Below are 22,768 nucleotides of genomic sequence, written 5' to 3'. Positions count from 1 at the left end.
CCAGCCGGGCGGCGGTTTTCTTATCCGGCGCTGTTGCTGCCGAAATCTCCGAAAATCGCTGAATACGCCTCGTATTCTGGGTGTTCATAAAACCCTGCCAGCCATCCGGCCTCCGCCTCGCCGACGGGTTTTCCTTGCTGCTGTCGAAGCGCGATTTCCTCGGCCTGCCTGAACCGTGCCTCTGGGGTGTCCGCCACCTTAAACTGCCCACTCTGCGCCGCCGTTTTCTTGGCAATATCCATCTGCAAAATCAGAGCGTCTTGCTCTTGCTCCGCCGCTGGGTCCATGTGATCGCGGAACGTGGTGACCGCAGTTGGTTTGCGGAACACCGGCTTCACCACTTTGGCCTCCAAGTCCGCCAGAGCCTCAGACGGCGACGGGGCAGAGTTGTTCATATCGGCGGCAAGTTGTTCGACCGGGATGGGCCGTTGCAGCTCTGCCAAGGCTTTTTCCGCTTTGACGATCTGGCGGTTGCGGCGGGCTGTTGACCGCGCGCCGTCCAGATCGAAAAAACCAACCTTCTGCTGGCATTCGGCAAAGCCCAAATATTGGCCGTCGAGCGCTGAAAGATGTACGCCGCAGTGAAGGTCTTCGGGATCAAAGCGGATGATCACTTTGCGACCCGCTTCCTGGCTCATCCAATCGCAATGGTAGACATTGCCGTGCAGGGTGAGCTTGCCGCTGTCCTTGTGCAATTTCCCGTCTGCCTGGCCCATCAACCAAAGGTGCCGCTGTTCTTCGGTCGCCTTGATGATCGGCGCGGTCGCATAGCTTTCGGCAAATGTCTCATCAAAGGACCGACCCTTGGCGGTATCGGATCGGCGACCCGTGCGGGCGTTGTGTTCGGCAATACCCTCCGCCAGGACTTCCAGAAACTCAGCGGCCTTGATTGCCCGGCTGCCGTAGTTTTCTGGTTTGGCGTCGGGTCGGTTGCCTACATAGGCGCCCGCAAAACGCACATCCTTGGCAACATCGCTGGCCAGATCCCTGAACGCGCGTTCAATGGGTTTCGCCTGACCGTGGGCAGGCGTGGCCCAGTGCATGTCGATGTTAAGCAAGGGCAAAACACCAATTGGATCGGCTTCCCGAACTTTGAAGCGGAACCGGGTGGGTGCGCCTGCCGTCATCCATTTGTTGGCAAATTCGCGCCCGTTGTCGAACAGGCAACGCTTTGGAATACCCCAGTTGTCGACCAACTCACCAAATGCCGCCATCACCATGACTTTGTTCGGGTCGTGATCCACGCGCCAGGACAGAATTTTGCCGGAATAGAGGTCTTGGAACGCCACGATTTGAGGGCGGTTGATGGTGCCGTCGGGCCATTCGACAAAGACGTCGATCTTGTGGCAGTCGGCGTTGACAGCTTCCAGCGCGTGGAGGCTCGACCGGTCGCGAATTTGGGCCGGATAGCAGCGCATCAGGCCATTGACGCCCTCGCGGAGATAGACTTGCGTTGTGCGCAGCACCTCGGCATCTACCCAGCGCTTTGCCGTCTTCTCAATTGGGATGGGCCAACCCATCTGGCCCGCCTGGCGCTCAGCCATGCGGTAGCATTGCGCAAACGTTGGGCGCTCGGGACGCAGCCAAGCGCTCTTGAGCCAATCCATAAACGGCTGATAGGCGGCACGATCTGCCTGTTGGGTGCGTTTTTTCGGTGCTTTGGGCGCGACGAATGCAAGCCGGTCCTCTGGCGCCACACCGGCGACAAGGTCGATCCAGTTATAGATCGTCCGGGCGCTGGACCCGATTTCTGCGGCGATGGTATCGACGGCATGGACATGACCCGCACCGCTGGTGTGAAGCAACTCAACCTTGGTGATCGCATCCAGGCGGCGCGCGGCCTCGTCTTTGGATTTCTGGGGCAGGGCGGCATAGGCGGCCCATGCACCGTTTCGATCCGGCTTGGCAACGGGTTGGACCGTCTCGCGCTCAACCAGTTTGGTGCGGGCGGCAAGGGGCAGTACCGACCAGTGATAGACATACCCACCACCGCGTCCGACTTTGCGCTTTATTGCGCCGGGTACGTCCCGCCATCCGTCACGCTCGGCTCTCGCCGTGATACCCTGCACGGTGCCGGGGAGGCCGGGGAGGCGGGCGGCAGCCAGCTCAGCCGCCGACCACCATTCCTGTGCCGGTGTGCCGGGCGCGCTCATGCTTGGCCCCCGCTTTTACGGGAGCGAAACCCGATGACCTCACTGCCCGGAGCGCGTTCGGCCTGGGCATCTTTGATCAACTCGACCAGGACGTCGCCATACTGTGCGACAAACTGGCGGCGCGCTTCTTTACTTGCGCGGGCAAACGCATCAGCCAGCTTTGAAAACTGCTGTTCAACAGGCGTTTTAAGGGCGGCACCGGGGGCTTTTTTCCGGTCCAGAACCTCTTTCGCCGATTTAGCGGTTCCCTCGCCCAGGGCGGCGCAGATAGCAGCTCGGTCGGCTTGCTCTCCGCATTTGGCAATATGCTCTAGGTCTTTGAATTGGACCTTTTGCGGGGCGTCCCGGAGCTGGGCGATTTCACTAGGTGAGAGCTTTTCACCGACGCTGATCAGGCGTTGCATCGTTTTTTGAGACTTACCGAATGTCTCGGCTGCATTTGCCGTGAACGATGCAAGCGACATTTTGTCGTTTGCATCCCAGCGCCCGTGTGCGCCCGCTTTTCCGCGCGCAGTTTCGGGGTTTTCCCGCTCATATAGTTCTTTGTGAGCGGCGAGAAACACGGCCATATCCAGCGGCGTCAAAGGTGCGCCGGCCACATTGGCGTCCACCTCAATACGGATCGCCTGATCATTGGTGCACTCGCTGACTTTAACCGGCACCTCGGCCAATCCTGCTTCTTTTGCGGCAGTAAGGCGGTGCAGACCGTCCAGCAGGCGATAGCCGTCTTTGACACGGCGGACCAAGAGCGGTTGCAGGATGCTGCCAACCTCTTGAATCGAAGACACAATGCTTGCAACCGCTGTTTCAGAGGCGGTGCGCAACCGTTCCTCTACCTGAATATCTTCTACGGGTAGGGTTTGAATTTGTTGCCAGACGGGTGGGGTCATTGGGGATGCTCCATCGTAACTGAGGGTCGAGTTTGTTGGCCTGTCGTTCTGTGCGACATGGCCAATGAGGTTGAGGCGCTTCACCTGGGCCGCATGGCCTGCGTGGGTCAGCGCGCCGGGCATCAGGGACGCCCGCTTGTTTCGAGTTTCAGAAGGTCCGCGAGGCATTCCAGGGAACCGCGCCCATTTAGGTGGGCGACAAGATCGGCAATGCGTTCTTGGGCCGTGCCAACCGCCTCAGCGGCGCTATCCACTGCGTCAGCCAAAGCTCCGGCGTTCTGGCTTCCAAGGGTTCGGGCCTCTTGATGGGCCGCAACCGCTTGCTCCAATGCCGACCGGCATCGCGCGTAGTCGGCGGCATGTTTCGTCAGTTCACTCGCAAGCCGGTGCTGGGGGAATTGGATCAATTCAAAGTCTATCGCGCTCATTGCAAAAGGCTCCAAAGTAAGGGGGCGGCGGGCAGCACAAAGACACAGGCCGCGCCGATAAGATCGCCCCAGAAGTCGAACGGGGTGGGGAAGTAGCGTTTGAAACTTTTTCGAAGAAGCCGTACCGTGGTGGCCGTCCTTCTCTGAAAAAGCCCCCAGCGGCGCATCCCCATGCCCGCTGGGGAAGTTGCCCGATTTTGCGGCGGGGAGTGGGTCGCCACATACCGTCGGGGCGGCATTCCAGATCCTTTCATATCGCAGCACCCGCGCTCTCAGCGTTTGCCGCGATGTCTCGCGCGGTGAGTTGCTTTCGGCTGCGCAATGGACCGTGTAGTGCATCAACGTAGCAACCTTTGCTTTGTAGGTGTGGGACTACGTCTTCTTCTGGCGTATCGACCTCATAGCCCAAGGTAAAAAGGACGAGCCGTATGGTAAGGGTCGATGGGTTTCCTTGTTGTTCTGCAAGCTTACGCAGCCATTTACCGGTCAAGCCACACGAGCGACCAAGTTCTGCGTATGACAGCTTCCCCAATCCTTGGTTTGCTACTTTCAACTCCCTGTTCAGGAGTTTGGCGAACTGCCGCCCGCTCATCTGTGAAATTATAGTGTTCGGCGTCATCACGTCCTCCTGTAGTTCGATACGATAGAACTAAAAGTCTACCATTTCAATACAAGAAGTCTATTTTATCGAAGTATAGATCTATCACCGGCTACTTCGACACTTCCGACGCGGCCTATATTCCCGATTGCGGGAACTATAATTCCCTGTATTATGCGCTCATGGTTGGACCGATTGACAAGAACCAGGCAGCACGCGGTGGCGGGGTTGAGATATGGCGCAAGCGCCTAAGGCAGGCGCTGGACGACCGTGGCCTTGATTATGGCGAGGTCTCGGTAGCAGCCGGAAACAACGACGAGTATGTGAGCAAAGTCTTGAACGGCCGGTTCAATCCTACGGTCGCACGGATCTTGAGGATCTGTGAGGTTTCCAACATAGATATGGCTTATCTTTTTTCGGATAGCCCCTCCGCAGACGAGCGCGAGGTAATTCAGAAGTCGAGCGATTTGACGGAAAGCGATGCTGAACTAGTCAGCCGCCTCCTTGCTAGTTCGCGTTCCCGATAACGAAGCGGTTGCCAACGCTTCTCTAAAAGCTGCAATCCCCTTTCCAGGCGCTGCTGCATCTTTCTCGCTCACACGTGTAAGGACTATTTCAAGGGTGCGCGCAGTAATTCCGTTGCTAGTCATAGTTTTGCCTGTGTAGAGAAAGTATCACTTGTGATAATACCCTAATGCGGTATTAGATGTACGGATTACATATATAGCGTGTGTGTCCAATATGATTAATGATATAATGCGGGTTCATTTGCGAACCTTGGAAGAGATCTCCAAGAAAGGTTTCTCGCTCGGCGTTGGCTTCGATGGTGCAGAGCCGGTGTTTATGAAGTCTACTTATTCAAGGGAGTGGATAGACCACTATCTGGTGCAGCGGTACTTTGATCAGGACCCCACTATCCACTTCGGCAAATCCGCAACGGGCTTCACAACTTGGGAAGATCTGCGGCGAGATTATCCGGGATCTAACAAGTTCTTTGATGATGCCGCACGCTTCGGTCTCGGAGAGGGAAACACTCTCTCCGTCCATGTTGACGGTCAAGTTTCAATACTGAGTTGTTCCGGTCCGAAATGGGGAGACACCGAGAGAAGGCTGGCGAAGGCGGCCCTCTACTCAATCCATGCTGTCCACCATCGGAGTTCCTGCCGCTTCAGCATCAAAGAAAAGTCGAAGGATGTGATCAGGTTGATGTGTGCGGGGCTACAAGATCGAGAGATTGCGGAGAGGCTCGGGGTGAAACTGGAGACGGTCCGTCAGCGTAGACAAACAGCGATGCAGGCGGTCGAGGCATCGTCAACAGCTCAGCTAATATCATTAGTGATAAAATACGGCTTGATCTAGCTCTTATAGATTCACAAGGTTCGAGTCTGGTTGAACATGGCGGTTCAGATAGGAGATTGCCATGCAGCTACACGTTTTTTCGTACGAACAGACTTCAGATTTTTCTAGGATCTTCGACGGTTTTCTTTCGCTTAGAAAGCGCAAACTGGTTGATGAGTTGGGGTGGACGTTAGCTTGCAGAGGTGAAGTCGAGCGCGACCAGTACGACAGGCCGGGGACATTGTATTCTATAGCCACTTACAATGGGGAGGTTGTTGCCGGAGCGCGCGCGCAATCCTGTGGTAACAAGTCCGGTCGGTGGACGTACATGTTGAAAGACGCCGCAGACGGTAAGCTTGTCGGCATTCCCGGCGGGCTGTTGGTTTCTTATCCGTCCGATAACACCGTGTGGGAATGTACTCGCTTTGTAAATGACGAGCGGCTCTTTAAGGATTTGCCCGACTGGATCGGAACCAAGTTGGTTGTGGCGGGGCTGTGCCAGGCCACGCGGCGGCTTGGTGCCGAAAGACTGATTTCTCTGTCTCCACGTGCGCTTGGCGTACTGCTCAGAAGGTTCGGTTATCAGGTCCAAAGGCAGGGCCGCCGTTACCTCTGCGAAGATGATCAGCGGGAGTATTGGGCATTTGTCATGGGCTGCGCCCCGGTTGTGAATGAGGCCTTGTTCTTCAGGCACGCTACACCACCGACGCTCGAGCACGCCCATGCCCGTCTGTTGTCAGGGGTGGCTTAGGTCTAGTTCACCGGTCGCCGGTGCGGGTTTCCGCAGTTCTCATTCGACGATCAGAGATCCTCTGTGTGGTTTGGTCTGCGAAAAATCGTTTTCAAGTTTCTACCGGGTTTATCGGCAAGAAGATTTACCTAAGAGTATGAATGATAGAAGAAAATATCTTTCTTGAAAATTGGAACGCAAATCCGGCGCTATTTTCAGGTTCGGTTGGGGGAGGTTGGGCATCGAACTTGACATAATGGCCCTTATTGGGATCCTGCGGCGCTGCTGTGGTGGCGCCGCTTTGATTGGGGGGCTGTGGCCCTCATAGCCTTACAATAAAGGCCGACAGTGCAGGCGGGCGCTGCTGTGCGCTACTATGGGGAGCCTGGGCAGAATAGAGGCGGGTAGCCCCAGATAATTTGAAACTTGAGCTGTCTCAGTTTTCGACATCGGCCCGAAATTCGCCCAATTTTCAAGTTGTGCAAGACAAGCGCCATTTTGGCCCGAGCCTTTAAATCCGTCTTGAACGCCCAATTTTTTATGCCTCATCCGGGTTTGTCCGGCTTCCCCCGGCCTCTTCCGGTTACTGCAATATAAAGTGTCTCCTAACAGCTGTGCAGAAATGTCGGTCCGGCGGCGTTTGCCGATGGTTGACCGTGGCATTGACGCAAGGGGCGCCGTCTGGCTGTAAGTGAACCGTTTCTTAGGCATTTTCTTCCAAACTGACCGAAATTTGTCAAAAACCGTGGTGCATCGCCCGCCATGGATGATCAGCTGAGGGCAGACTTTCGATGAACAAGCCATTGCGCACCAAACATCTTCCGAAATCAGCGCGTCGCAGGCTGGAAACTCCGGCGCCATCGCCGGCGCTGGCGCTGAAAGCAGAGGCGGGGCGTGCCTTTATCGAGGCTGACTATCCACGCGCGCGCGACTTTGCGACCCGCGCGCTTGCCTTTGAGCCGGACAACGCGACGCTGCATGCGGAGATTGCTTCCAGCTTCATGCAGGAGAAAAAATACGAACTGGCGCTGAAGCATCTTATGGGTGCGCTTAAACTTGAGCCGACCAATCCGAAATGGCTCAGCGCGATCGGGACCATTCTGTTTCTGATGGACAAGCTGACAGATGCCGTTGGCTTCTTTGAGGCGGTTTATCAGATCGACCCGGAAAATGCGATGAATGTCTCCCGGCTTGTGCAGTCGCAGATGAACCTTTGCGACTGGACCGTCTACAAGGATCAGAAGAACAAGCTGAGGATCCTCGATAACGACCCGGCCAACGGCGATCCGTTCACCACGCTGCTCTATGTCGATGACGCCGCGTTGCAGAAGAAACGCGTGGTGAGCAAGACGAAGAACAAGGTGACGATTTCCGAACGGAAAGTGGCCCGTAAGTTCAACAGGACTCCGGTGGCTGGTCGCAAGATCCGGATTGGCTATTTCTCCTGCGATTTCTTCAATCACGCGACCATGTTCCTGATGGCGCGCCACTTCGAATTGCATGACCGTGATAACTACGAAATCTACATCTATGACTACAGCCGCGAACCAAGCGATGTCATGCGTCAGCGCGTGCTCGACGCTGCCGACTGCTACCGGCCGATCCATAACCTGAAAGACGAGGATGTCGCGGAGCTGGCCCGGGGGGACAGTCTGGACATCGCGATCGATCTGAAAGGCTACACCAAAGACGCAAGGCCAACGATATTCGGCTTTCGCGCGGCACCGGTGCAGATCTCCTATCTCGGCTACCCAGGCACCACGGGAATGCCCGCGATGGACTATTTCGTCGCTGACGCTGTCACCGTACCAAAAGAGGGGCGGCGCCATTTCTCAGAAAAAATCCTGTATATGCCGAATTGCTATCAGGTAAATGACAACAGTCGTCCCCATCCCGAGACCGGACCGACCCGCGCGGATATGGGGCTGCCCGAGGATGCGGTGGTTTTCTGTTCGTTCAACAACCATAACAAGGTTTCCCCGGCGGAGTTCGACATCTGGATGGACCTGCTTAAGGAGGTCGATGGCAGTGTCCTGTGGTTCCTTGCGGTGCCTGGTGTGATCCGTGATAACATCCGCAAGGAGGCGGAGGCTCGTGGCGTGCCGGCGGATCGGATCGTCTTTGCCGGGCGTTGTCCTACTCCCCATCACATTGCGCGTCTGCCGCTGGCGGATATCTTTCTTGATACCTTTGCCTGTAATGCCCACACCACGGCGAGTGAGACGCTGTGGTCGGGCGTGCCGGTGGTGACCAAACCGGGGCAGCAGTTTGCGGCGCGGGTTGCGGCGAGCGTCGTCACCGCCGTGGGTTGTCCTGAGCTGATTGCCGAGACGGAGGAGGAGTATCGCGCGCTGGCGCTGCGGCTGGCCCGGAACGCCGAGGAACGACAGGCGCTGCGCGAGAAGCTGAAGGCGAATATCGCCACCACGCCGCTGTATGATACCGAGCAATATGTCCGCGATTTCGAGGCGCTTCTAACAAAGGCGATCCAGCGCTATGACGATGGGTTGAAGCCGGATCATTTAAGCCTGGCGGAGGGCAAGGTCTAACCCGCCATCCGTGGCGTCGCTGACCGGGATCCGCATTTTGCTGAGCCGGACGGTGCTTCCGGCGCAAAGCCTGCCGTCGAAAAAGCGACCCGCCAAAGAGTAAAAAACGCGCCCCGGTCTGCCGGAGGCGCGTTTTTGTTATGACATCCGTGTGGCGCGGGGATCTGCCATGGTGGCCGACCGGCGCTCAGGCCGACGGATATTTGACCGGCAGCCGCCTGCGGGCGGATGGATCAGAGCAGGCGCACCTTTGTGCCGATCTTCACCATCTCGTAGAGCGATTCGACGTGCTGATTGTAAAGGCCGATGCAGCCGGAGGAGCTTTGCCGTCCGATCTTGCGGGTGTCATGGGTGCCATGCACCAGATAGGCCGGCCAGTCGAGATACATCGCACGTGTGCCCAGCGGGTTGCCCGGGTCGCCGCCGTCGATGCGGACGGGCAGTGTCGGGTCACGCTCGCGCATGGAGGCGGTTGGAGTCCAGCTGGGGTTCTCCGCCTTGCGCACAATTTCGGTATAGCCGCGTCGGGTCAGCTCCTCGGTCATCGGCACCGAGGAGGGGAACAGCCGGTAGGTCTCGCCATCCGGCCCCCAGTAATGCAGCGCGCGCGAGGAAATATCGGCCAACATGCAGCCCACGCCCAGATCATCGAAGTGATCCTGCCAGGCCTGCTGCTGGAAGGAGGAAATATTGCGTTTCACCGGGATTTCGGTTTCGATCTTTGGCTCTTCCACCGGAAAGGCGTCGCTCGACTGGGCGCGCAGCAGCGCCGGGGTGGCCAATGTGGCGCCAATCCCGGTGAGGGCAGCGCGGCGGGTCATACGAAAGTTGCTCATGATATCCTTCGACAGTCTGCTCGGACATTAGTTGGCAAACTAGGTAGTACTGCGGAATTTCCTAGGGGCAGGTCGCGAAATTCAGCCGGTCTCACAGGGTTGTGTAGCCCGGTGAGACCGTGAGTGGCGGAAGTCTGCCGTTTTTTCGGCGCCTGGGCGCCGGTGAGGGTCAGCCGTAGAGCTGGCGCGCCTGGGCAAAGGACAGCAGGCGCTTGGTCTTCTCGTCCCAGAGGTGCAGCCGCGCATTGGCGAGGCTTTCGCGGATGGTCATCCGGTTGCCCTCGGCCAGTTCGGCGTGGTCGCGCAGCACCTGGGGAAGCCGGTAGAAGGGAATGCGGCTATAAAGGTGATGAACGTGGTGGATGCCGATATTGGCGCTGATCCATTGCAGCACCGGCGGCAGAACATAATGCGAGCTGCCATGCAGGGCGGCGTCATGCAGGTGCCAGTCCTCTTCCTGTTCCCACTGTGTCGTCTCGAACTGATGCTGGACGTAGAACAGCCACAGCCCGGCGGTGGCAGCCAGCAGCGTGGCGGGCACAAAAATCAGCAGCAGCGGCATCAGCCCGCCGAAATACCAGATCACCGCCAGCGCCAGAATAATGGTCAGATTGGTGCCCATGGCGCTGATCCAGTAGCGGGCCTGGCCCATCAGACCGTAGGGGATACGGTTTTGCAGGAAGAACAGATAGCCGGGGCCGATGGCAAAAAGCGTCACCGGATGGCGATAGAGCCGATACATCAGCCGGCCCCAGCGGCTTTCGGCGTGGTATTCGGCTACGGTCATGGTGTGGATATCGCCCATGCCGCGTTTGCCCAGATTGCCATGGGTGCTGTGATGGATCGAATGGGTGCGGCGCCAGACATCATATGGCGTGAGGGTCAGCACCCCGATGATGCGACCGGTCCAGTCGCTGAGCCGACGGTTGCTGAAGAAGGAGCCATGGCCGCAATCGTGCTGAATGGTGAACAGCCGCAGCAGGAAGGCGGCGATCAGAACGGAGATGGCCAGCGTCAGCCAGTAACTGATCGACAGCGACCACCAGGCCAGGGCCCAGAGCAGCAGGAAGGGCACGACCGTCACCGCCAGCTCAAAGCTGCTGCGCAGGGGGCTTGGGTCGCGGTATTGGGCCAGGATCTTGACCCAGTCGCGGGCGGATTTCGCAGCCGCCTGCGGCTGGTTGGATTCGTCTGTCGTGCTCATGCGCCTGCCGTTTTTCTGTCCATCCATGACCGGATAGACGAGTTACGCGGCGGAACAAGCATAAATTGGTCGAAGCCCTTATTTTTCTGGCCCTGTGCCGCGAATAACGCCCGCCTGCCGCTCTATCTGGGCGGGAGCGCGCAGCGCCATGGAAAAAGGCCCCGGAATGTCCGGGGCCTTTTCTCGTTTTGGGGCGACAGGTCAGTCCATCGCCTTGAAGTTGAATTCGCCACCTTCCTTGATGCCCGAAGGCCAGCGGGAGGTCACCGTCTTGGTGCGGGTGTAGAATTTGAAGCTGTCGGGCCCGTGCTGGTTCAGGTCACCGAACATCGACTTCTTCCAGCCGCCGAAAGTGTGATAGGCCAGCGGCACCGGGATCGGCACGTTGATACCCACCATGCCGATGTTCACGCGGGAGGCAAAGTCGCGCGCGGTGTCGCCGTCACGGGTAAAGATCGCGGTGCCGTTGCCGTACTCGTGATCCATCGCCAGCTTCAATGCTTCCTCGTAGGTGCCTGCGCGCACAGTCGAAAGCACCGGACCGAAGATCTCCTGCTTGTAGATGTCCATGTCGGGGGTGACATGGTCGAACAGGTGGGCGCCGACGAAGAAGCCGTCCTCGTAACCTTGCAGTTTGAAGTCGCGGTTATCGACCACCAGCGTGGCGCCCTGATCGACACCGGACTGGATCAGGCCCAGGATGCGGTCCTTGGCCGCCGCGGTCACAACCGGACCCAGATCCACGTCGTCGCCGGCGGTGTAGGGGCCGACTTTCAGCTTTTCGATCCGCGGGATCAGCTTCTCGATCAGCTTGTCGGCGGTTTCCTCACCAACCGGAACCGCAACCGAGATTGCCATGCAGCGTTCGCCGGCCGCGCCGAAGCCCGCGCCAACCAGCGCGTCAGCGGCCTGATCCAGATCGGCATCGGGCATCACGATCATGTGGTTCTTGGCGCCGCCGAAGCACTGCGCGCGCTTGCCGTTGGCGGTGGCGCGGGAATAGATGTACTGGGCAATCGGGGTAGAGCCGACGAAGGACACGCCCTGAATGATTTCGCTGTCCAGAATGGTGTCAACCGCCTCGCGGTCGCCGTTCACCACCTGGAACACGCCTTCGGGCAGGCCTGCCTCGACGAACAGCTCAGCCAGCATCAGTGGCACGGAGGGGTCGCGCTCGGACGGTTTCAGCACCACGGCGTTGCCGCAGGCCAGCGCCGGGCCGACGTGCCACAGCGGCATCATGGCGGGGAAGTTGAACGGCATGATGGAGCCGACAACACCCAGCGGCTGGCGCATGGAGTACATGTCGATGCCGGGGCCGGCGCTGTCGGTGAATTCCCCCTTCAGCATCTGCGGCGCGCCGATGCAGTATTCGATCACTTCCAGACCGCGCTGCAGGTCGCCCTTGGCGTCCGGGATGGTCTTGCCGTGCTCGCGCGAGAGCGCCTCGGCCAGCTTGTCCATGTCGCGGTTCATCAGGCCAACCATCGCCATCATCACGCGGGCGCGCTTCTGCGGGTTGGTGGCGCCCCATGCGGGCTGTGCCGCGGCGGCTTTTTCAATGGCATCGGTGGTTTCCGACGCGCTGGCCATCGGGCATTTGTACTGCACTTCGCCGGTTGCCGGGTTGAAGACATCGTCAAAACGGCCCGAGGTGCCGGACACCAGCTTGCCGTTGATAAAATGGCCGAGTTCTTTCATCGGATCCTCCTACATTCCAGTTGCCGGTATCGTAGGCTTGCAAAAAACACTGGAAAAGAGGAAAGATCTCAAAGAGGCTTTGCAGGAACGCAAAGGTTAACAGAATGTTGACGGCAGGAGAGGGAAAAGCTCATGGATCCACAATGGGATGACATGCGGGTGTTCCTGGCAGTGGCGCGCGAAAGCAGCCTGTCGGGGGCGGGGCGGATCCTGAAGATGGATCCGGCCACCGTGGGTCGGCGGATCTCGCGCTTTGAGGAGGCGCTGGACACGCCGCTGTTCGTGAAATCCCCGCAGGGCTATGCGCTGAGTGCTGCGGGGGACCGTTTGCTGGGCCATGCCGAGGCTGCCGAACAGGCGATGCGGGCCGGGCAGGAGGCGCTGGTCGGCCCCAGTGACACGCTGTCGGGCCAGATCCGCATCGGTGCGCCGGATGGCAGCGCCAATTATCTGCTGCCGCAGGTCTGTGCCAGAATCGGGGCCGAGAACCCGGATCTGGATATCCAGATCGTGGCGCTGCCACGGGTCATCAACCTCAGCCGCCGGGAGGCCGATATGGCGGTGACCGTCAGCGCGCCCACCGCAGGCCAGCTGCTGGTGCAGAAAATCACCGATTACAAACTGCATCTGGTGGGATCGCGCCATTATCTGCGCGCCCATCCGCCGATCGAAAAGCTGGAGGATCTGAAGGATCACAAGATGATCGGCTATATTCCTGACATGATCTTTGACCGGGAGCTGGATTATCTCAATGATCTTGGGGTGGACCGGGTGGCGCTGGCCTCCAATTCGGTGTCGGTGCAGATAAAACTGGCGGCTGAGGGTACGGCGCTGTGCGTCGCGCATGATTTCACGCTGCCGTCGCACCGCTCGCTGCGCAAGGTTCTGACCGACAAGATCAGCCTGACGCGCAGTTTTTATCTGGTGCGCCACCAGGGGGATCAGCGCAGCGACCGGCTGAACCGGTTTGCCCAGGCGTTGTCAAAAGGCATACGCGACGAAGTGGTCCGGCTGGAAGGCTTGACTTGATGCCGGGTTAGGGCAACCCTTGGTGGTACGTAATAAAATTACAAAAAGGAGCGCCTATGTTGGTTCAATTGATTCTGAAGTCCAAGGCAAGCTCTGGGGTGGTCACCATTGCTCCCGAGGCAACGATATCCGAGGCCGCCAAATTGCTGGGCGAGCACAAGATCGGTACTGTTGTTGTCTCCAGTGATGGCGAAACCGCCGAGGGTATCCTGTCCGAGCGCGATATCGTGCGCGAGCTGGCCCGCAGCGGCTCCGGCTGCCTGAGCAAGGCCACCAGCGAATATATGACCCGCAAGCTGGTCACCTGCACCAGCCAGTCCAACGTCGAGGACGTGCTACAGCAGATGACCGAAGGCCGCTTTCGCCACATGCCGGTGGTCGAGGATGGCAAGCTGATCGGGCTGGTGTCGCTGGGCGATGTCGTGAAGGCGCAGCTGGCCGAGGTCGCGATGGAGAAAGACGCCCTTGCAGGCATGATCATGGGGCACTGACCTCAGGATCCTGACACCCGGGGCTGTGGCCCCGCGTCTGATGCGGTGTCCTCCCGCATCGGACGGCTGACGTCACGGCGCAGGAGCAGGTCGGTATTTCCACGCTCTTGCGCCCTGATGACAAAAATGTTTGCTTGCGCGCAACCAACCAGCAGGCAGGAGAGGCCCCATGCGTATTGGCTTGTATCCCGGCACATTCGATCCCATCACATTGGGGCATATAGATATTATCCGCCGGGCCAGCGCGCTGGTGGACAAGCTGGTGATCGGCGTTGCGATCAACCGGGACAAGGGGCCGCTGTTTTCGCTGGAAGAGCGTGTCGCCATGATCGAGGCGGAATGCGCCAAGCTCAGCGAACAGACCGGCACCGAGATTGTCGCCCATCCGTTTGAAAACCTGTTGATCGACTGCGCCCGCGACGTGGGCGCGCAGATCATCGTGCGCGGGCTGCGCGCGGTGGCGGATTTCGAGTATGAATTCCAGATGGTTGGCATGAACCGGGCGCTCGACAGCTCGGTCGAGACGGTGTTCCTGATGGCCGAGGCGCGCCATCAGGCAATTGCCTCCAAGCTGGTGAAGGAAATCGCCCGGCTGGGGGGCGATGTTTCGAAGTTCGTCACGCCGATGGTCAAGAGCGAGCTGAGCCGCCAGCTGGCGAAATAGTCAGCCTGCGGCGATAGAGATGCGACATTGGGAGCGGCCCGGTTCGGGGCCGCTTTTTTATGTCTGCAAACACTGTGTTGCGACCTGTTCCTGATCTGCGCGGCGCCGCCGGATCAGCGCCAGAAGGCAATCCAGTCGATCAGTTCAAACAGGCGCTTGCCCAGAAACACCATATGCGCGGTGCCAAACAGCCAGAGATCCACGGCCAGACCAGCCAGGATCAGCAGCGCAAGGAACAGGGCAATTCTATTGGTCATGATGGGTCTGGGGCCGGGGTAAATAAGATACGCCCGGCCAGATATGCCTGACCGGGCGGTGTCTTACAAGCCATGCGGGCCAAGTGCTGCGCACAGAGGCCGTGGTGCCGGGGCTCAGCCCAGACGACCCATCGCGACAGCGACGTCCGCCATACGCACCGAGAAGGCCCATTCGTTGTCATACCAGGCCAGAACGCGCACCAGGCTGTTTTCCACGACGCGGGTCTGATCCGGCGCGAAGATCGAGCTTTGCTCCGTGTGGTTGAAATCAATCGAGACCAGCGGCGCGGGTTCATAGCCGATCACGCGGGACATATGGCCCTTGGCGGCTTCGCTCATGATGGCGTTGATTTCGGTGACGCTGGTCTGCTTGCTGGAGCGGAAGGTCAGATCCACAGCAGAGACATTCGGGGTCGGCACGCGGATCGCAGAGCCATCCAGACGGCCCTTCAGGTTTGGCAGCACCTCACCCAGCGCCTTGGCGGCACCGGTGGTGGTCGGGATCATCGCCATGGCAGCGGCGCGGGCGCGGTAGAGATCGTCGTGGCGGCGGTCCAGTGTCGGCTGATCGCCGGTATAGGCGTGGATCGTGGTCATGATCCCGCTTTCGATGCCGACGGTTTCATCCAGCACCTTGGCCAGAGGGGCGAGGCAGTTGGTGGTGCAGGAGCCGTTGGAGACCATGCGGTCGCCCGCCCGCAGCTTGTCGTCATTGACGCCAAAGACGATGGTCTTGTCGACATTGGTGCCGGGGGCGGACAGCAGAACCTTCTTGGCGCCGCGCGCCAGATGCGCCTTGGCCTTTTCGCCGTCGTTGAATTTGCCGGTGCATTCCAGCACCACGTCACAGCCGGACCAGTCCAGATCGTCCATATTATAGGTGGAGAACATCTGCATATCGCCACGGCCGAGGTTCATGGTGTTTTCACCCAAGGTGACCTCGCCGGGGAAACGGCCATGCACGGAGTCGTATTTCAGCAGATGCGCTGCGGTTTCCAGCGGGCCGGTGGCATTGACCTTGACCACTTCGATATCGTCCCGGCCCGAGGCTGCGATATGCGCCAAGGTGCAGCGGCCGATGCGGCCAAACCCGTTGATCCCGACTTTGATGGTCATATGCGTATCTCCAAGCGAGCAAGAATTGCCTCCGCTATAGCTGCCATTCCCTCGGGTCAAAAGCTTAAAAATGGCTTTATTCCAGACTGTTAGCGCAAAACTTGACTGGTTGCGGTAACAAAATTGACTGATTGCGATAACGGTTTTTGCGGCCCTGCGGCGGATGTGCGACGCGCCCCGGATTGCATGCCATCGGGAACAAAGCGGGCGCTGAACGGCTTGTACCTGATAGGCGATAGGATAGGGTGGGCCAAAATGCGCGCGAATGGAAAAGGGGACCGGGTATGAGCGGTTTGTTGGCTTTGCTTGATGATGTGGCAGGCATCGCAAAGGTGGCTGCGGCCTCGGTGGATGATGTGGCCGCGGCGGCGGGCAAGGCGGGCGCCAAGACGGCGGGCGTGATCATCGACGATGCGGCGGTCACGCCGAAGTATCTGCAAGGCTTTGCCCCGGCGCGCGAACTGCCGATCATCTGGCGCATTACCCGTGGGTCGCTGTTCAACAAACTGATCCTGTTGCTGCCGGTCGCCATGCTGCTGGCGAATTTCGCGCCCTGGCTGATCACGCCCTTGCTGATGCTCGGCGGCTCCTATCTGTGTTTTGAGGGGGCCGAGAAGATCTTTCACGTGCTGTTCCCCCATGCGAGCCACGCCATTGACGAAGACATGAGCATCAAGGATCCCGGCCATCTGGAAGAGCAGAAGATCAAGGGCGCGATCAAGACCGACTTCATCCTGTCGGCGGAAATCATGACCATCGCGCTGGCCGCGATCGAGGCACCAACTGTGTGGATGCAGGCAGCAACACTGGCGGTGGTGGCCATCGGGGTGACGCTGGCGGTCTACGGATCGGTTGCGGTCATCGTGAAGATGGACGATGTGGGGCTGTATCTTGCGGGCAACGCACCAACGCCCATCGGGCGCGGTCTTGGCCGTGGGCTGGTGAAATTCATGCCGGTGCTGATGTGGATCCTGTCGGTGGTCGGCACCGCCGCAATGCTCTGGGTCGGCGGCTCCATCATCATCCACGGGCTGGAGGTGCTGGGCTTTGGCTGGCTGGGCCATCTGATCCACGACTGGGCCTACGCCGTCGGTCACGCGGTGCCTGCGGCCTGGGAAGGCTTTGCCGAGTGGAGTGCCAAGGCGGCGATGGACGGGGTGTTCGGCGTTGCCTGGGGGCTGGTCCTGATCCCGCTGGCGACCAAGGTTGTGGGGCCGGTTTTAGGGATGTTTGGTAAGAAGTCTGCTGGCCACTGATGGCACATAGATCTGTTAAAGGACAAAGCCGCGCCCAAAGCAAGCGCATTTCCCCCCACGGAAAAAGGCTATCTATTGGAACTTGCGCCGCTTGAAGGCTCTCACGTCGGCGTGAGATAGCTTGAACCACTCGCCATTGGCGCGTTGGGCTGCAAAGCGGCGGTGCCAGTACCCTTCGATACCTGGAGGGTCGTCTGTTTTGATAGCGTGGACCAATTCGACTTTCTCGGGGAGCGCAATGCTGATCTGCTTCACTCGTTTTTCCAACTCGTCGCTTCGGCCAATCTTGAAATGCTGCCCAGACTGGAGAAGGTAAACCCATCCCTCAAAACAATTCGATATTTCAGAACTTGCTTCGGAAGTTTGTGAAGCTTTTTCTTTGGGTAGGATGGCGACCAGATCGTTTTCACCTCGCTCTATGGCACGATCCCTAAGAGCGGCGATTACTCCGTCTTTATTTCCGAAGTGTTTAGCGAAAGTGTTGTGACTTATGAAGTTGGGAGTGTTCCTTGCGTAAAAGCGCAATTCAGCACTTGAGGGTGGTTTTCCGTAGTGGCGGCAGACCTCTGCATACTTGTCCAGGACTAAATCGCCGGACAATCGCTCTTGCATATCATTGGGCGTCAAACCTGCATCAGCAACTACGTCATTCCAACGAACCCATAATTTGCCATACCAGTCACTGTCAGAGATTCCGGTTTCTTGCTGAAAGTAGATCTTGCCGGGGGTCTTGCCCCCGTTTTCCGCTGCAAGGCGTTTGATTTCACTGAGGATGCGTTCTCTCATGAAGGAATGATCGTTGAGCGTGGGGATAGTGTCAACGCGTTGCGAAGAACTAAAAAGGGCACCTATCTGGGTGCCCTTTGTGTTTGTTCGCTTGGGGAGCAATTACCCCAGCAGTTCTTTCACTTTCGCCACCGTACCCTCAGCCGTAATGCCGAACTTCTCGAACAGCTCGCCCGCGGGGGCGGAGGCGCCGAAGCGGTCCATGCCGACGAAACCGGCTTTCTTCTCCTGGCCGCGTTCGCCCATCAGCAGGCGATCCCAGCCGCCGGCGCGCATGGCGGCTTCGATACCCACGCGGACCGGGCCTGCGGGCAGGACCTTGCGGCGGTAGGCTTCGTCCTGCTCGGCGAACAGTTCCATGCAGGGCATGGAGACAACGCGGGTGCCGATGCCGTCGGCTTCCAGTTTGGCCTTCGCCTCCAGCGCGACGGAGACCTCAGAACCGGTGGCGATCAGGATCACCTGACGCTTGCCCTCGGCCTCTGCCAGAACATAGCCGCCCTTGGCGGTCAGGTTGCTGAGCTTATGCTCGGTCCGCACGGTGGGCAGGTTCTGACGGGTCAGGGTCATCACCGAGGGGGTGTCCTTCGAGGTCAGGGCGATTTCCCAGGCCTCTGCGGTTTCCACGGTGTCGGCGGGACGGAACACATAGGTGTTCGGCGTCGCGCGGCAGATTGCCAGATGCTCCACCGGCTGGTGGGTCGGGCCATCTTCGCCAACGCCGATGGAATCATGGGTCATCACAAAGACGGTCGGGATCTTCATCAGGGCCGCCAGACGCATCGCCGGACGCGCGTAGTCGGTGAAGCAGAAGAAAGTCCCGCCATAAGGGCGCATCCCGCCGTGCAGCGCCATGCCGTTCATCGCCGAGGCCATGCCGTGCTCGCGGATGCCCCAGTAGACGTAGCGGCCCTTGCGGTTGTCGGTGTCAAAGACGCCCAGATCGCCGGTCTTGGTATTGTTGGAGCCGGTGAGGTCAGCAGAGCCGCCGACGGTTTCCGGCATGATCGGGTTGATCACTTCCAGCGCCATCTCGGAGGATTTGCGGGTGGCCACCTTCGGCTGGGTTTCGGAGACCTGCTTTTTCAGCGCCTTGATGGTGGCCGACAGCTTCTTGGGCGCATCCAGCGCATAGGCGCGGTTGAAGCGGTCCTGTTTCTGCTGCGAGGCTTCGGCAAAACGGGCTTCCCAGGCTTCGCGCTCGGCTGCGCCGCGCTGGCCGATGGCTTCCCACTGGGATTTCACATCTGCGGGCACCTCAAACGGGCCGGTGGTCCAGCCGTAGGCGGCCTTGGCGGCCTTCATCTGCTCGGCGTCGGTCAGCGCACCGTGACCCTTGGAGGTGTCCTGTGCAGCGTGACCCAGTGCGATGTGGGTCTTGCAGGCGATCATCGAGGGTTTCTTCGATTTCTTCGCCGCGGTCAGGGCCTCGTCGATGGCCTTGGGATCGTGACCGTCGATTTCGATGACCTGCCAGCCGGAGGCCTTGAAGCGCTGCACCTGATTGGTGCGGTCGGAGAGTTCAACCGTGCCGTCGATGGTGATGTTGTTGTTGTCCCAGAGGACGATCAGCTTGCCCAGCGAGTGGCGACCGGCAAGGCCGATGGCCTCCTGGCTGATGCCCTCCATCAGGCAGCCGTCGCCTGCGATCACATAGGTGTGGTGATCGACCAGCTTGCGGCCGTAATGCGCGCGCTGCATTTCCTCGGCCATGGCAAAGCCAACGGCATTGGCAATGCCCTGACCCAGCGGGCCGGTGGTGGTTTCGACGGCATCAATCAGGAAGTTTTCCGGGTGACCGGCTGTCAGCGCGCCCATCTGGCGGAAATTCTTGACCTGATCCAGCGTCACCTGTGCATCGCCCATGAGATAGAGCAGCGAATAGATCAGCATGGAGCCGTGACCGGCGGACAGGACGAACCGGTCGCGGTCGGGCCACTGGGGGTTCGCCACATCGAACTTCATGTGTTTTTCAAACAGGACGGTGGCGACATCGGCCATGCCAATCGGCATGCCGGAATGGCCGGAATTTGCCGCGGCAACGGCATCAAGGGTCAGGGCACGGATGGCCGCAGCCTTGGTCCAATGTTCGGGGTTTGCGTTGCGCAGGGCTGTCAGATCCACTGGATTTTTCCTCTGGGTTTTCGGCAGACTGAGCGCTCAATAGCAGTGATATGGCAAAGATCAAGCGTTTGCGCGGCTTCCTGCGCGAAGTTGACGCTGCAAGTGGTTGAAAGCAAACAGGGGGTAATTTATCCCTGCATGAACTAAGCTGGATGTGCAGCGCCGGATCCCTCTTGATTCGCCCTCCGTTTGCGGAGACGAGCGGAAAAACGGGGCGATGGCGCGGCGCAGGGTCCGGCGGAAAAGACCGGCAGATACTCACGGGGTCGTAAAGGGGCAGGCATGGAGCAGATCGAAGAATTGCAGGGTCGGATCCTGGCGGCAATGGACCGGATTGGCGCAGGTGCCGCAGCATTGCAGGCCGGCGCACAGGCTTCGGCAGAGGCGCATGCGCAGGCCCAGGCGGAGGCGCAGTCACGGACGGCTGCTGCGCAGAGCGACCTCAGCCGCGCGCTGGAAGAGGAAAAGATCGCCAATGCCCAGCTGGAAGAACGGCTGAAGGTTCTGCGCGCCAAGCTGGAGGAGGCCGAAGCCAATGCGGCCCCCGCGCAGGGCGCCGATATCGGTGAGCTGGCGGCGTTGCAGGCCGAGGTCGAGCTGCTGCGCAACGAGGTGGGCAATACCGCCGAGAAAGACGCGCTGAAGTCCGAAGTGGCGCGGCTGAAACAGGAATTGGAAGTGCAGGGCAACGAGGCGGCCACCGCCCGCGAAACCTTGCAGGATCAGCTGGATGAGGCGCAGGCCTCGCTGGCGCGGCTACAGGAAGAGCTGGCCGAGCAGCCCGATGATCTGGGGGCGGCGGTGGATACAGCCGCGCTTGAGGCCGAAGCGGAGGCGCTGCGCGGTCAGCTTGCCCGGGCTCAGGACGAGCTGGCCCAGGCGACGGCCACCCTTGCGGCGCGGCCCGCAGGCCCCAGTGCCGAAGAGATTGCGCAGCAGAATGAGACGCTCTTGCGTCTGGATGCCACGCTGCAGGAGCTGCGCCACAGCAATGATCAGCTGCGGGCCTCCAATGCGGCGCTGCGAGACGCAAATGCCGCTGGTGTTGGTGATGCGACGCTGATCAATGCAGCGCTTCAGGCCGATATCGACGCGCTGACCGCAGCGCGCGCCAGCGATCAGGCCGAGGTCGATGCGGTGCTGGCCAAACTGGAACCCCTGCTGGCGGCTGAGCCTGCGCAGGGCGAAACCCCCGCAGCCCCGGCTGAGGCGGCGCCGATTGCGCAGACGGCGGCGCCCGTCGATGTGATGCCTGCATCCGCAGCGCCCCAGGTGCCCCAGGCGCCGATCACGCAGCCGCGAACCGCCCAGCCCATGCCCGAAGGGGAGGATGTATGATGCCCGAGGTTACGATTCATATCGGGGGGCGCGGTTTTGAAGTCTCCTGCCAGGAAGGCGAAGAAAGCTATCTGCATTCGGCGGCCAAAATGCTGGACGATGAGGCTCAGGTGCTGTCGGACCAGATTGGCCGTATGCCCGAGGCGCGGATGCTGCTGATGGCGGGGCTGATGCTGGCGGATAAAACCGCAGCGGTCGAGGATCGCATCAAGGAGGTTGAGGCCGAACTGGCAGAGCGCACCGCCGAGCTGGCCGAGCTGCGCGCCGCCCCGGCACCGGAGCCTGAGCGGATCGAGGTGCCGGTGGTGCCGCCGCTGGTGACCGAGACCCTCGCCGAGCTGGCCGCCCGCAGCGAGGCGCTGGCGCAGGAACTGGAAGAGCAGGCGGCCGCGGGCTGACAGGCCGCGAACCGCGACGCTCAGATTTGAAACCGCCGCATGGGTCAGCCCCATTGCGGCGGTTTTCTATGATATTGGAACCAAACGGTGCTTAAAAAAAACACCCCCGGCCAACGCCGAGGGTGCGGATCTTCTGGTCGCCAGCCACAACAAGAGGCGAGCGGGGACAGGCTTAGCCGTTGGCTTCGCGGATCTTGTCGGCGGCATCCTTGTCAAAGGCGACACCGTTTTCAGCAAACATGCCGTCCAGTTCACCGGAGAGGGTCATCTCGGTGATGATATCGCAGCCGCCGACAAACTCGCCTTTGACATAGAGCTGGGGAATGGTCGGCCAGTCGGAGTATTCCTTGATGCCCGCGCGGATTTCCTCATCCGCCAGCACGTTTACATCGGTGTATTCGACGCCGATGTAGTTCAGCACGCCAGCCACGCGGGAAGAGAAGCCACATTGCGGCATGTCCTTGGTGCCTTTCATGAAGAGCACCACGTCGCTGGCTTTGACGGTTTCATCAATACGGGTTTTTACGTCGGTCATTTTCGTCTTCCTCTCGGCGAATGTGCCGTTGATCAGTTGGCCATGATATAGGCAATTACATGCGGCTTGCCAATCCGGGGCGCTAAGTTGGCGCGGCGAGCGGCTCTGCGGCTATCTTTTCCCTCTTGGAACAAAGAAACGGGCGTATTCGTCCGGGTCCTTGGGCACCTTCCATGTGCGCATGGAACCGCCGCCCATCCCCGACTGATAGTCGGAGCGCAGGGTGTGGTAATTCGGGTCGTTGTCATCCTCCTCCAGCGGCGCACGGCGCTGCCCAACGAGGGCAACAACCGCCGTCATGACAACAATGCCGAGGATCAGAAGAGACATGAACAGCGACATGGCAG

Annotated in this window: 22 protein-coding genes; 10 read left to right on the top strand and 12 right to left on the bottom strand. The window is 59.7% G+C overall.

The genetic code is table 11. The annotated features are described in order from the left end of the window. Positions 1–20: 20 nt before the first annotated feature. The 3 genes from VWY75_RS18025 to VWY75_RS18015 form a co-directional block, all read right to left on the bottom strand. Positions 21–2,153: a transposase domain-containing protein gene (locus VWY75_RS18025; protein ID WP_416538832.1), complete on the bottom strand. Its 2,133-nt coding sequence runs from the start codon at positions 2,151–2,153 to the stop codon at positions 21–23. Continuing rightward, complete coding sequence (locus VWY75_RS18020; protein WP_416538831.1) at positions 2,150–3,043, bottom strand: ParB/RepB/Spo0J family partition protein; 894 nt, start codon at positions 3,041–3,043, stop codon at positions 2,150–2,152. The genes VWY75_RS18025 and VWY75_RS18020 overlap by 4 nt, the downstream gene beginning before the upstream one ends. A 678-nt stretch (positions 3,044–3,721) precedes the next feature. After that, on the bottom strand, positions 3,722–4,090 hold the full coding sequence (locus tag VWY75_RS18015) for a hypothetical protein (RefSeq protein ID WP_416538830.1): 369 nt from the start codon (positions 4,088–4,090) through the stop codon (positions 3,722–3,724). A gap of 161 nt (positions 4,091–4,251) precedes the next feature. On the opposite strand from VWY75_RS18015, the gene VWY75_RS18010 reads away from it, so the two are divergent. The 4 genes from VWY75_RS18010 (at position 4,252) to VWY75_RS17995 (ending at position 8,686) form a co-directional block, all read left to right on the top strand. Next, positions 4,252–4,596, top strand: coding sequence for a helix-turn-helix domain-containing protein (locus VWY75_RS18010; protein ID WP_416538829.1), 345 nt, complete (start codon positions 4,252–4,254; stop codon positions 4,594–4,596). A 214-nt stretch (positions 4,597–4,810) separates the two neighbouring features. Continuing rightward, complete coding sequence (locus tag VWY75_RS18005; RefSeq protein ID WP_416538828.1) at positions 4,811–5,428, top strand: autoinducer binding domain-containing protein; 618 nt, start codon at positions 4,811–4,813, stop codon at positions 5,426–5,428. 61 nt (positions 5,429–5,489) lie between these two features. Further along, the gene (locus tag VWY75_RS18000; RefSeq protein WP_416538827.1) at positions 5,490–6,158 is read left to right on the top strand and encodes an acyl-homoserine-lactone synthase; all 669 of its coding nucleotides are present in this window, start codon (positions 5,490–5,492) and stop codon (positions 6,156–6,158) included. 770 nt (positions 6,159–6,928) lie between these two features. Further along, positions 6,929–8,686 (top strand): UDP-N-acetylglucosamine-peptide N-acetylglucosaminyltransferase, encoded by a 1,758-nt coding sequence (locus VWY75_RS17995; protein ID WP_416538826.1) that lies wholly within the window; start codon positions 6,929–6,931, stop codon positions 8,684–8,686. A gap of 233 nt (positions 8,687–8,919) precedes the next feature. Here VWY75_RS17995 and VWY75_RS17990 read toward each other — a convergent pair whose 3' ends face one another. From VWY75_RS17990 to VWY75_RS17980, 3 genes are all read right to left on the bottom strand, one after another. Then, positions 8,920–9,522: a L,D-transpeptidase gene (locus VWY75_RS17990; RefSeq protein WP_340545730.1), complete on the bottom strand. Its 603-nt coding sequence runs from the start codon at positions 9,520–9,522 to the stop codon at positions 8,920–8,922. 169 nt (positions 9,523–9,691) lie between these two features. Then, positions 9,692–10,726, bottom strand: a complete 1,035-nt coding sequence (locus tag VWY75_RS17985; RefSeq protein ID WP_416538825.1) for a fatty acid desaturase — start codon at positions 10,724–10,726, stop codon at positions 9,692–9,694. A 201-nt stretch (positions 10,727–10,927) separates the two neighbouring features. Further along, positions 10,928–12,427 carry a CoA-acylating methylmalonate-semialdehyde dehydrogenase gene (locus tag VWY75_RS17980; RefSeq protein WP_416534848.1) on the bottom strand — a complete coding sequence of 500 codons (1,500 nt, stop codon included), beginning with the start codon at positions 12,425–12,427 and terminating at the stop codon, positions 10,928–10,930. 132 nt (positions 12,428–12,559) lie between these two features. Here VWY75_RS17980 and VWY75_RS17975 point away from each other — a divergent pair, with 132 nt between their 5' ends. From VWY75_RS17975 to coaD, 3 genes are all read left to right on the top strand, one after another. Further along, positions 12,560–13,456, top strand: coding sequence for a LysR family transcriptional regulator (locus VWY75_RS17975; protein ID WP_416534849.1), 897 nt, complete (start codon positions 12,560–12,562; stop codon positions 13,454–13,456). Positions 13,457–13,512: 56 nt separating this feature from the next. Next, positions 13,513–13,947, top strand: coding sequence for a CBS domain-containing protein (locus VWY75_RS17970; RefSeq protein WP_340545726.1), 435 nt, complete (start codon positions 13,513–13,515; stop codon positions 13,945–13,947). 169 nt (positions 13,948–14,116) lie between these two features. After that, on the top strand, positions 14,117–14,611 hold the full coding sequence (gene coaD / locus VWY75_RS17965) for a pantetheine-phosphate adenylyltransferase (protein WP_340545725.1): 495 nt from the start codon (positions 14,117–14,119) through the stop codon (positions 14,609–14,611). A 113-nt stretch (positions 14,612–14,724) separates the two neighbouring features. Here coaD and VWY75_RS17960 read toward each other — a convergent pair whose 3' ends face one another. Next, positions 14,725–14,868 (bottom strand): hypothetical protein, encoded by a 144-nt coding sequence (locus VWY75_RS17960; protein ID WP_416538824.1) that lies wholly within the window; start codon positions 14,866–14,868, stop codon positions 14,725–14,727. A 114-nt stretch (positions 14,869–14,982) separates the two neighbouring features. Next, positions 14,983–15,984 carry a type I glyceraldehyde-3-phosphate dehydrogenase gene (gap, locus tag VWY75_RS17955; RefSeq protein ID WP_340545723.1) on the bottom strand — a complete coding sequence of 334 codons (1,002 nt, stop codon included), beginning with the start codon at positions 15,982–15,984 and terminating at the stop codon, positions 14,983–14,985. Between the two features lie 284 nt (positions 15,985–16,268). Here gap and VWY75_RS17950 point away from each other — a divergent pair, with 284 nt between their 5' ends. After that, complete coding sequence (locus VWY75_RS17950; protein ID WP_416538823.1) at positions 16,269–17,240, top strand: DUF808 domain-containing protein; 972 nt, start codon at positions 16,269–16,271, stop codon at positions 17,238–17,240. A 72-nt stretch (positions 17,241–17,312) separates the two neighbouring features. Here VWY75_RS17950 and VWY75_RS17945 read toward each other — a convergent pair whose 3' ends face one another. Together VWY75_RS17945 and tkt are read right to left on the bottom strand one after the other, a co-directional pair. Next, complete coding sequence (locus VWY75_RS17945) at positions 17,313–18,026, bottom strand: GIY-YIG nuclease family protein (RefSeq protein WP_416538822.1); 714 nt, start codon at positions 18,024–18,026, stop codon at positions 17,313–17,315. 102 nt (positions 18,027–18,128) lie between these two features. Further along, complete coding sequence (gene tkt / locus VWY75_RS17940) at positions 18,129–20,150, bottom strand: transketolase (RefSeq protein ID WP_416538821.1); 2,022 nt, start codon at positions 20,148–20,150, stop codon at positions 18,129–18,131. A 282-nt stretch (positions 20,151–20,432) separates the two neighbouring features. Here tkt and VWY75_RS17935 point away from each other — a divergent pair, with 282 nt between their 5' ends. Next, complete coding sequence (locus VWY75_RS17935; RefSeq protein ID WP_416534853.1) at positions 20,433–21,488, top strand: hypothetical protein; 1,056 nt, start codon at positions 20,433–20,435, stop codon at positions 21,486–21,488. Beyond that, positions 21,488–21,886 carry a cell division protein ZapA gene (locus VWY75_RS17930; RefSeq protein WP_416534854.1) on the top strand — a complete coding sequence of 133 codons (399 nt, stop codon included), beginning with the start codon at positions 21,488–21,490 and terminating at the stop codon, positions 21,884–21,886. The genes VWY75_RS17935 and VWY75_RS17930 overlap by 1 nt, the downstream gene beginning before the upstream one ends. Positions 21,887–22,058: 172 nt before the next feature. On the opposite strand, the gene grxD is transcribed toward VWY75_RS17930, so the two are convergent. Further along, complete coding sequence (gene grxD / locus VWY75_RS17925) at positions 22,059–22,421, bottom strand: Grx4 family monothiol glutaredoxin (protein WP_340545717.1); 363 nt, start codon at positions 22,419–22,421, stop codon at positions 22,059–22,061. Positions 22,422–22,532: 111 nt separating this feature from the next. Continuing rightward, positions 22,533–22,763, bottom strand: a complete 231-nt coding sequence (locus tag VWY75_RS17920) for a hypothetical protein (protein ID WP_416541678.1) — start codon at positions 22,761–22,763, stop codon at positions 22,533–22,535. Positions 22,764–22,768 lie beyond the last annotated feature (5 nt).

This window comes from Phaeobacter sp. JH20_08 (genome assembly GCF_048056635.1).
Lineage (GTDB): Bacteria > Pseudomonadota > Alphaproteobacteria > Rhodobacterales > Rhodobacteraceae > Phaeobacter > Phaeobacter bryozoorum.
The sequence above is the reverse complement of the archived record's forward strand: the minus strand, read 5'-3'. Positions and strand labels throughout refer to the sequence as shown.

Bases quoted from the DNA above. Each gene is read 5' to 3' on its own strand.
- VWY75_RS17960 (WP_416538824.1), bottom strand. From the start codon at position 14,868: ATGACCAATAGAATTGCCCTGTTCCTTGCGCTGCTGATCCTGGCTGGT.
- VWY75_RS18000 (WP_416538827.1), top strand. From the start codon at position 5,490: ATGCAGCTACACGTTTTTTCGTACGAACAGACTTCAGATTTTTCTAGG.
- coaD (WP_340545725.1), top strand. From the start codon at position 14,117: ATGCGTATTGGCTTGTATCCCGGCACATTCGATCCCATCACATTGGGG.
- VWY75_RS18005 (WP_416538828.1), top strand. From the start codon at position 4,811: ATGATTAATGATATAATGCGGGTTCATTTGCGAACCTTGGAAGAGATC.
- VWY75_RS17950 (WP_416538823.1), top strand. From the start codon at position 16,269: ATGAGCGGTTTGTTGGCTTTGCTTGATGATGTGGCAGGCATCGCAAAG.
- VWY75_RS17935 (WP_416534853.1), top strand. From the start codon at position 20,433: ATGGAGCAGATCGAAGAATTGCAGGGTCGGATCCTGGCGGCAATGGAC.
- VWY75_RS17990 (WP_340545730.1), bottom strand. From the start codon at position 9,522: ATGAGCAACTTTCGTATGACCCGCCGCGCTGCCCTCACCGGGATTGGC.
- VWY75_RS18015 (WP_416538830.1), bottom strand. From the start codon at position 4,090: ATGACGCCGAACACTATAATTTCACAGATGAGCGGGCGGCAGTTCGCC.
- VWY75_RS17975 (WP_416534849.1), top strand. From the start codon at position 12,560: ATGGATCCACAATGGGATGACATGCGGGTGTTCCTGGCAGTGGCGCGC.
- VWY75_RS17930 (WP_416534854.1), top strand. From the start codon at position 21,488: ATGCCCGAGGTTACGATTCATATCGGGGGGCGCGGTTTTGAAGTCTCC.
- gap (WP_340545723.1), bottom strand. From the start codon at position 15,984: ATGACCATCAAAGTCGGGATCAACGGGTTTGGCCGCATCGGCCGCTGC.
- grxD (WP_340545717.1), bottom strand. From the start codon at position 22,421: ATGACCGACGTAAAAACCCGTATTGATGAAACCGTCAAAGCCAGCGAC.
- VWY75_RS17980 (WP_416534848.1), bottom strand. From the start codon at position 12,427: ATGAAAGAACTCGGCCATTTTATCAACGGCAAGCTGGTGTCCGGCACC.
- VWY75_RS17995 (WP_416538826.1), top strand. From the start codon at position 6,929: ATGAACAAGCCATTGCGCACCAAACATCTTCCGAAATCAGCGCGTCGC.
- VWY75_RS17945 (WP_416538822.1), bottom strand. From the start codon at position 18,026: ATGAGAGAACGCATCCTCAGTGAAATCAAACGCCTTGCAGCGGAAAAC.
- VWY75_RS18025 (WP_416538832.1), bottom strand. From the start codon at position 2,153: ATGAGCGCGCCCGGCACACCGGCACAGGAATGGTGGTCGGCGGCTGAG.
- VWY75_RS18010 (WP_416538829.1), top strand. From the start codon at position 4,252: ATGGTTGGACCGATTGACAAGAACCAGGCAGCACGCGGTGGCGGGGTT.
- VWY75_RS17970 (WP_340545726.1), top strand. From the start codon at position 13,513: ATGTTGGTTCAATTGATTCTGAAGTCCAAGGCAAGCTCTGGGGTGGTC.
- VWY75_RS18020 (WP_416538831.1), bottom strand. From the start codon at position 3,043: ATGACCCCACCCGTCTGGCAACAAATTCAAACCCTACCCGTAGAAGAT.
- VWY75_RS17985 (WP_416538825.1), bottom strand. From the start codon at position 10,726: ATGAGCACGACAGACGAATCCAACCAGCCGCAGGCGGCTGCGAAATCC.
- VWY75_RS17920 (WP_416541678.1), bottom strand. From the start codon at position 22,763: ATGTCGCTGTTCATGTCTCTTCTGATCCTCGGCATTGTTGTCATGACG.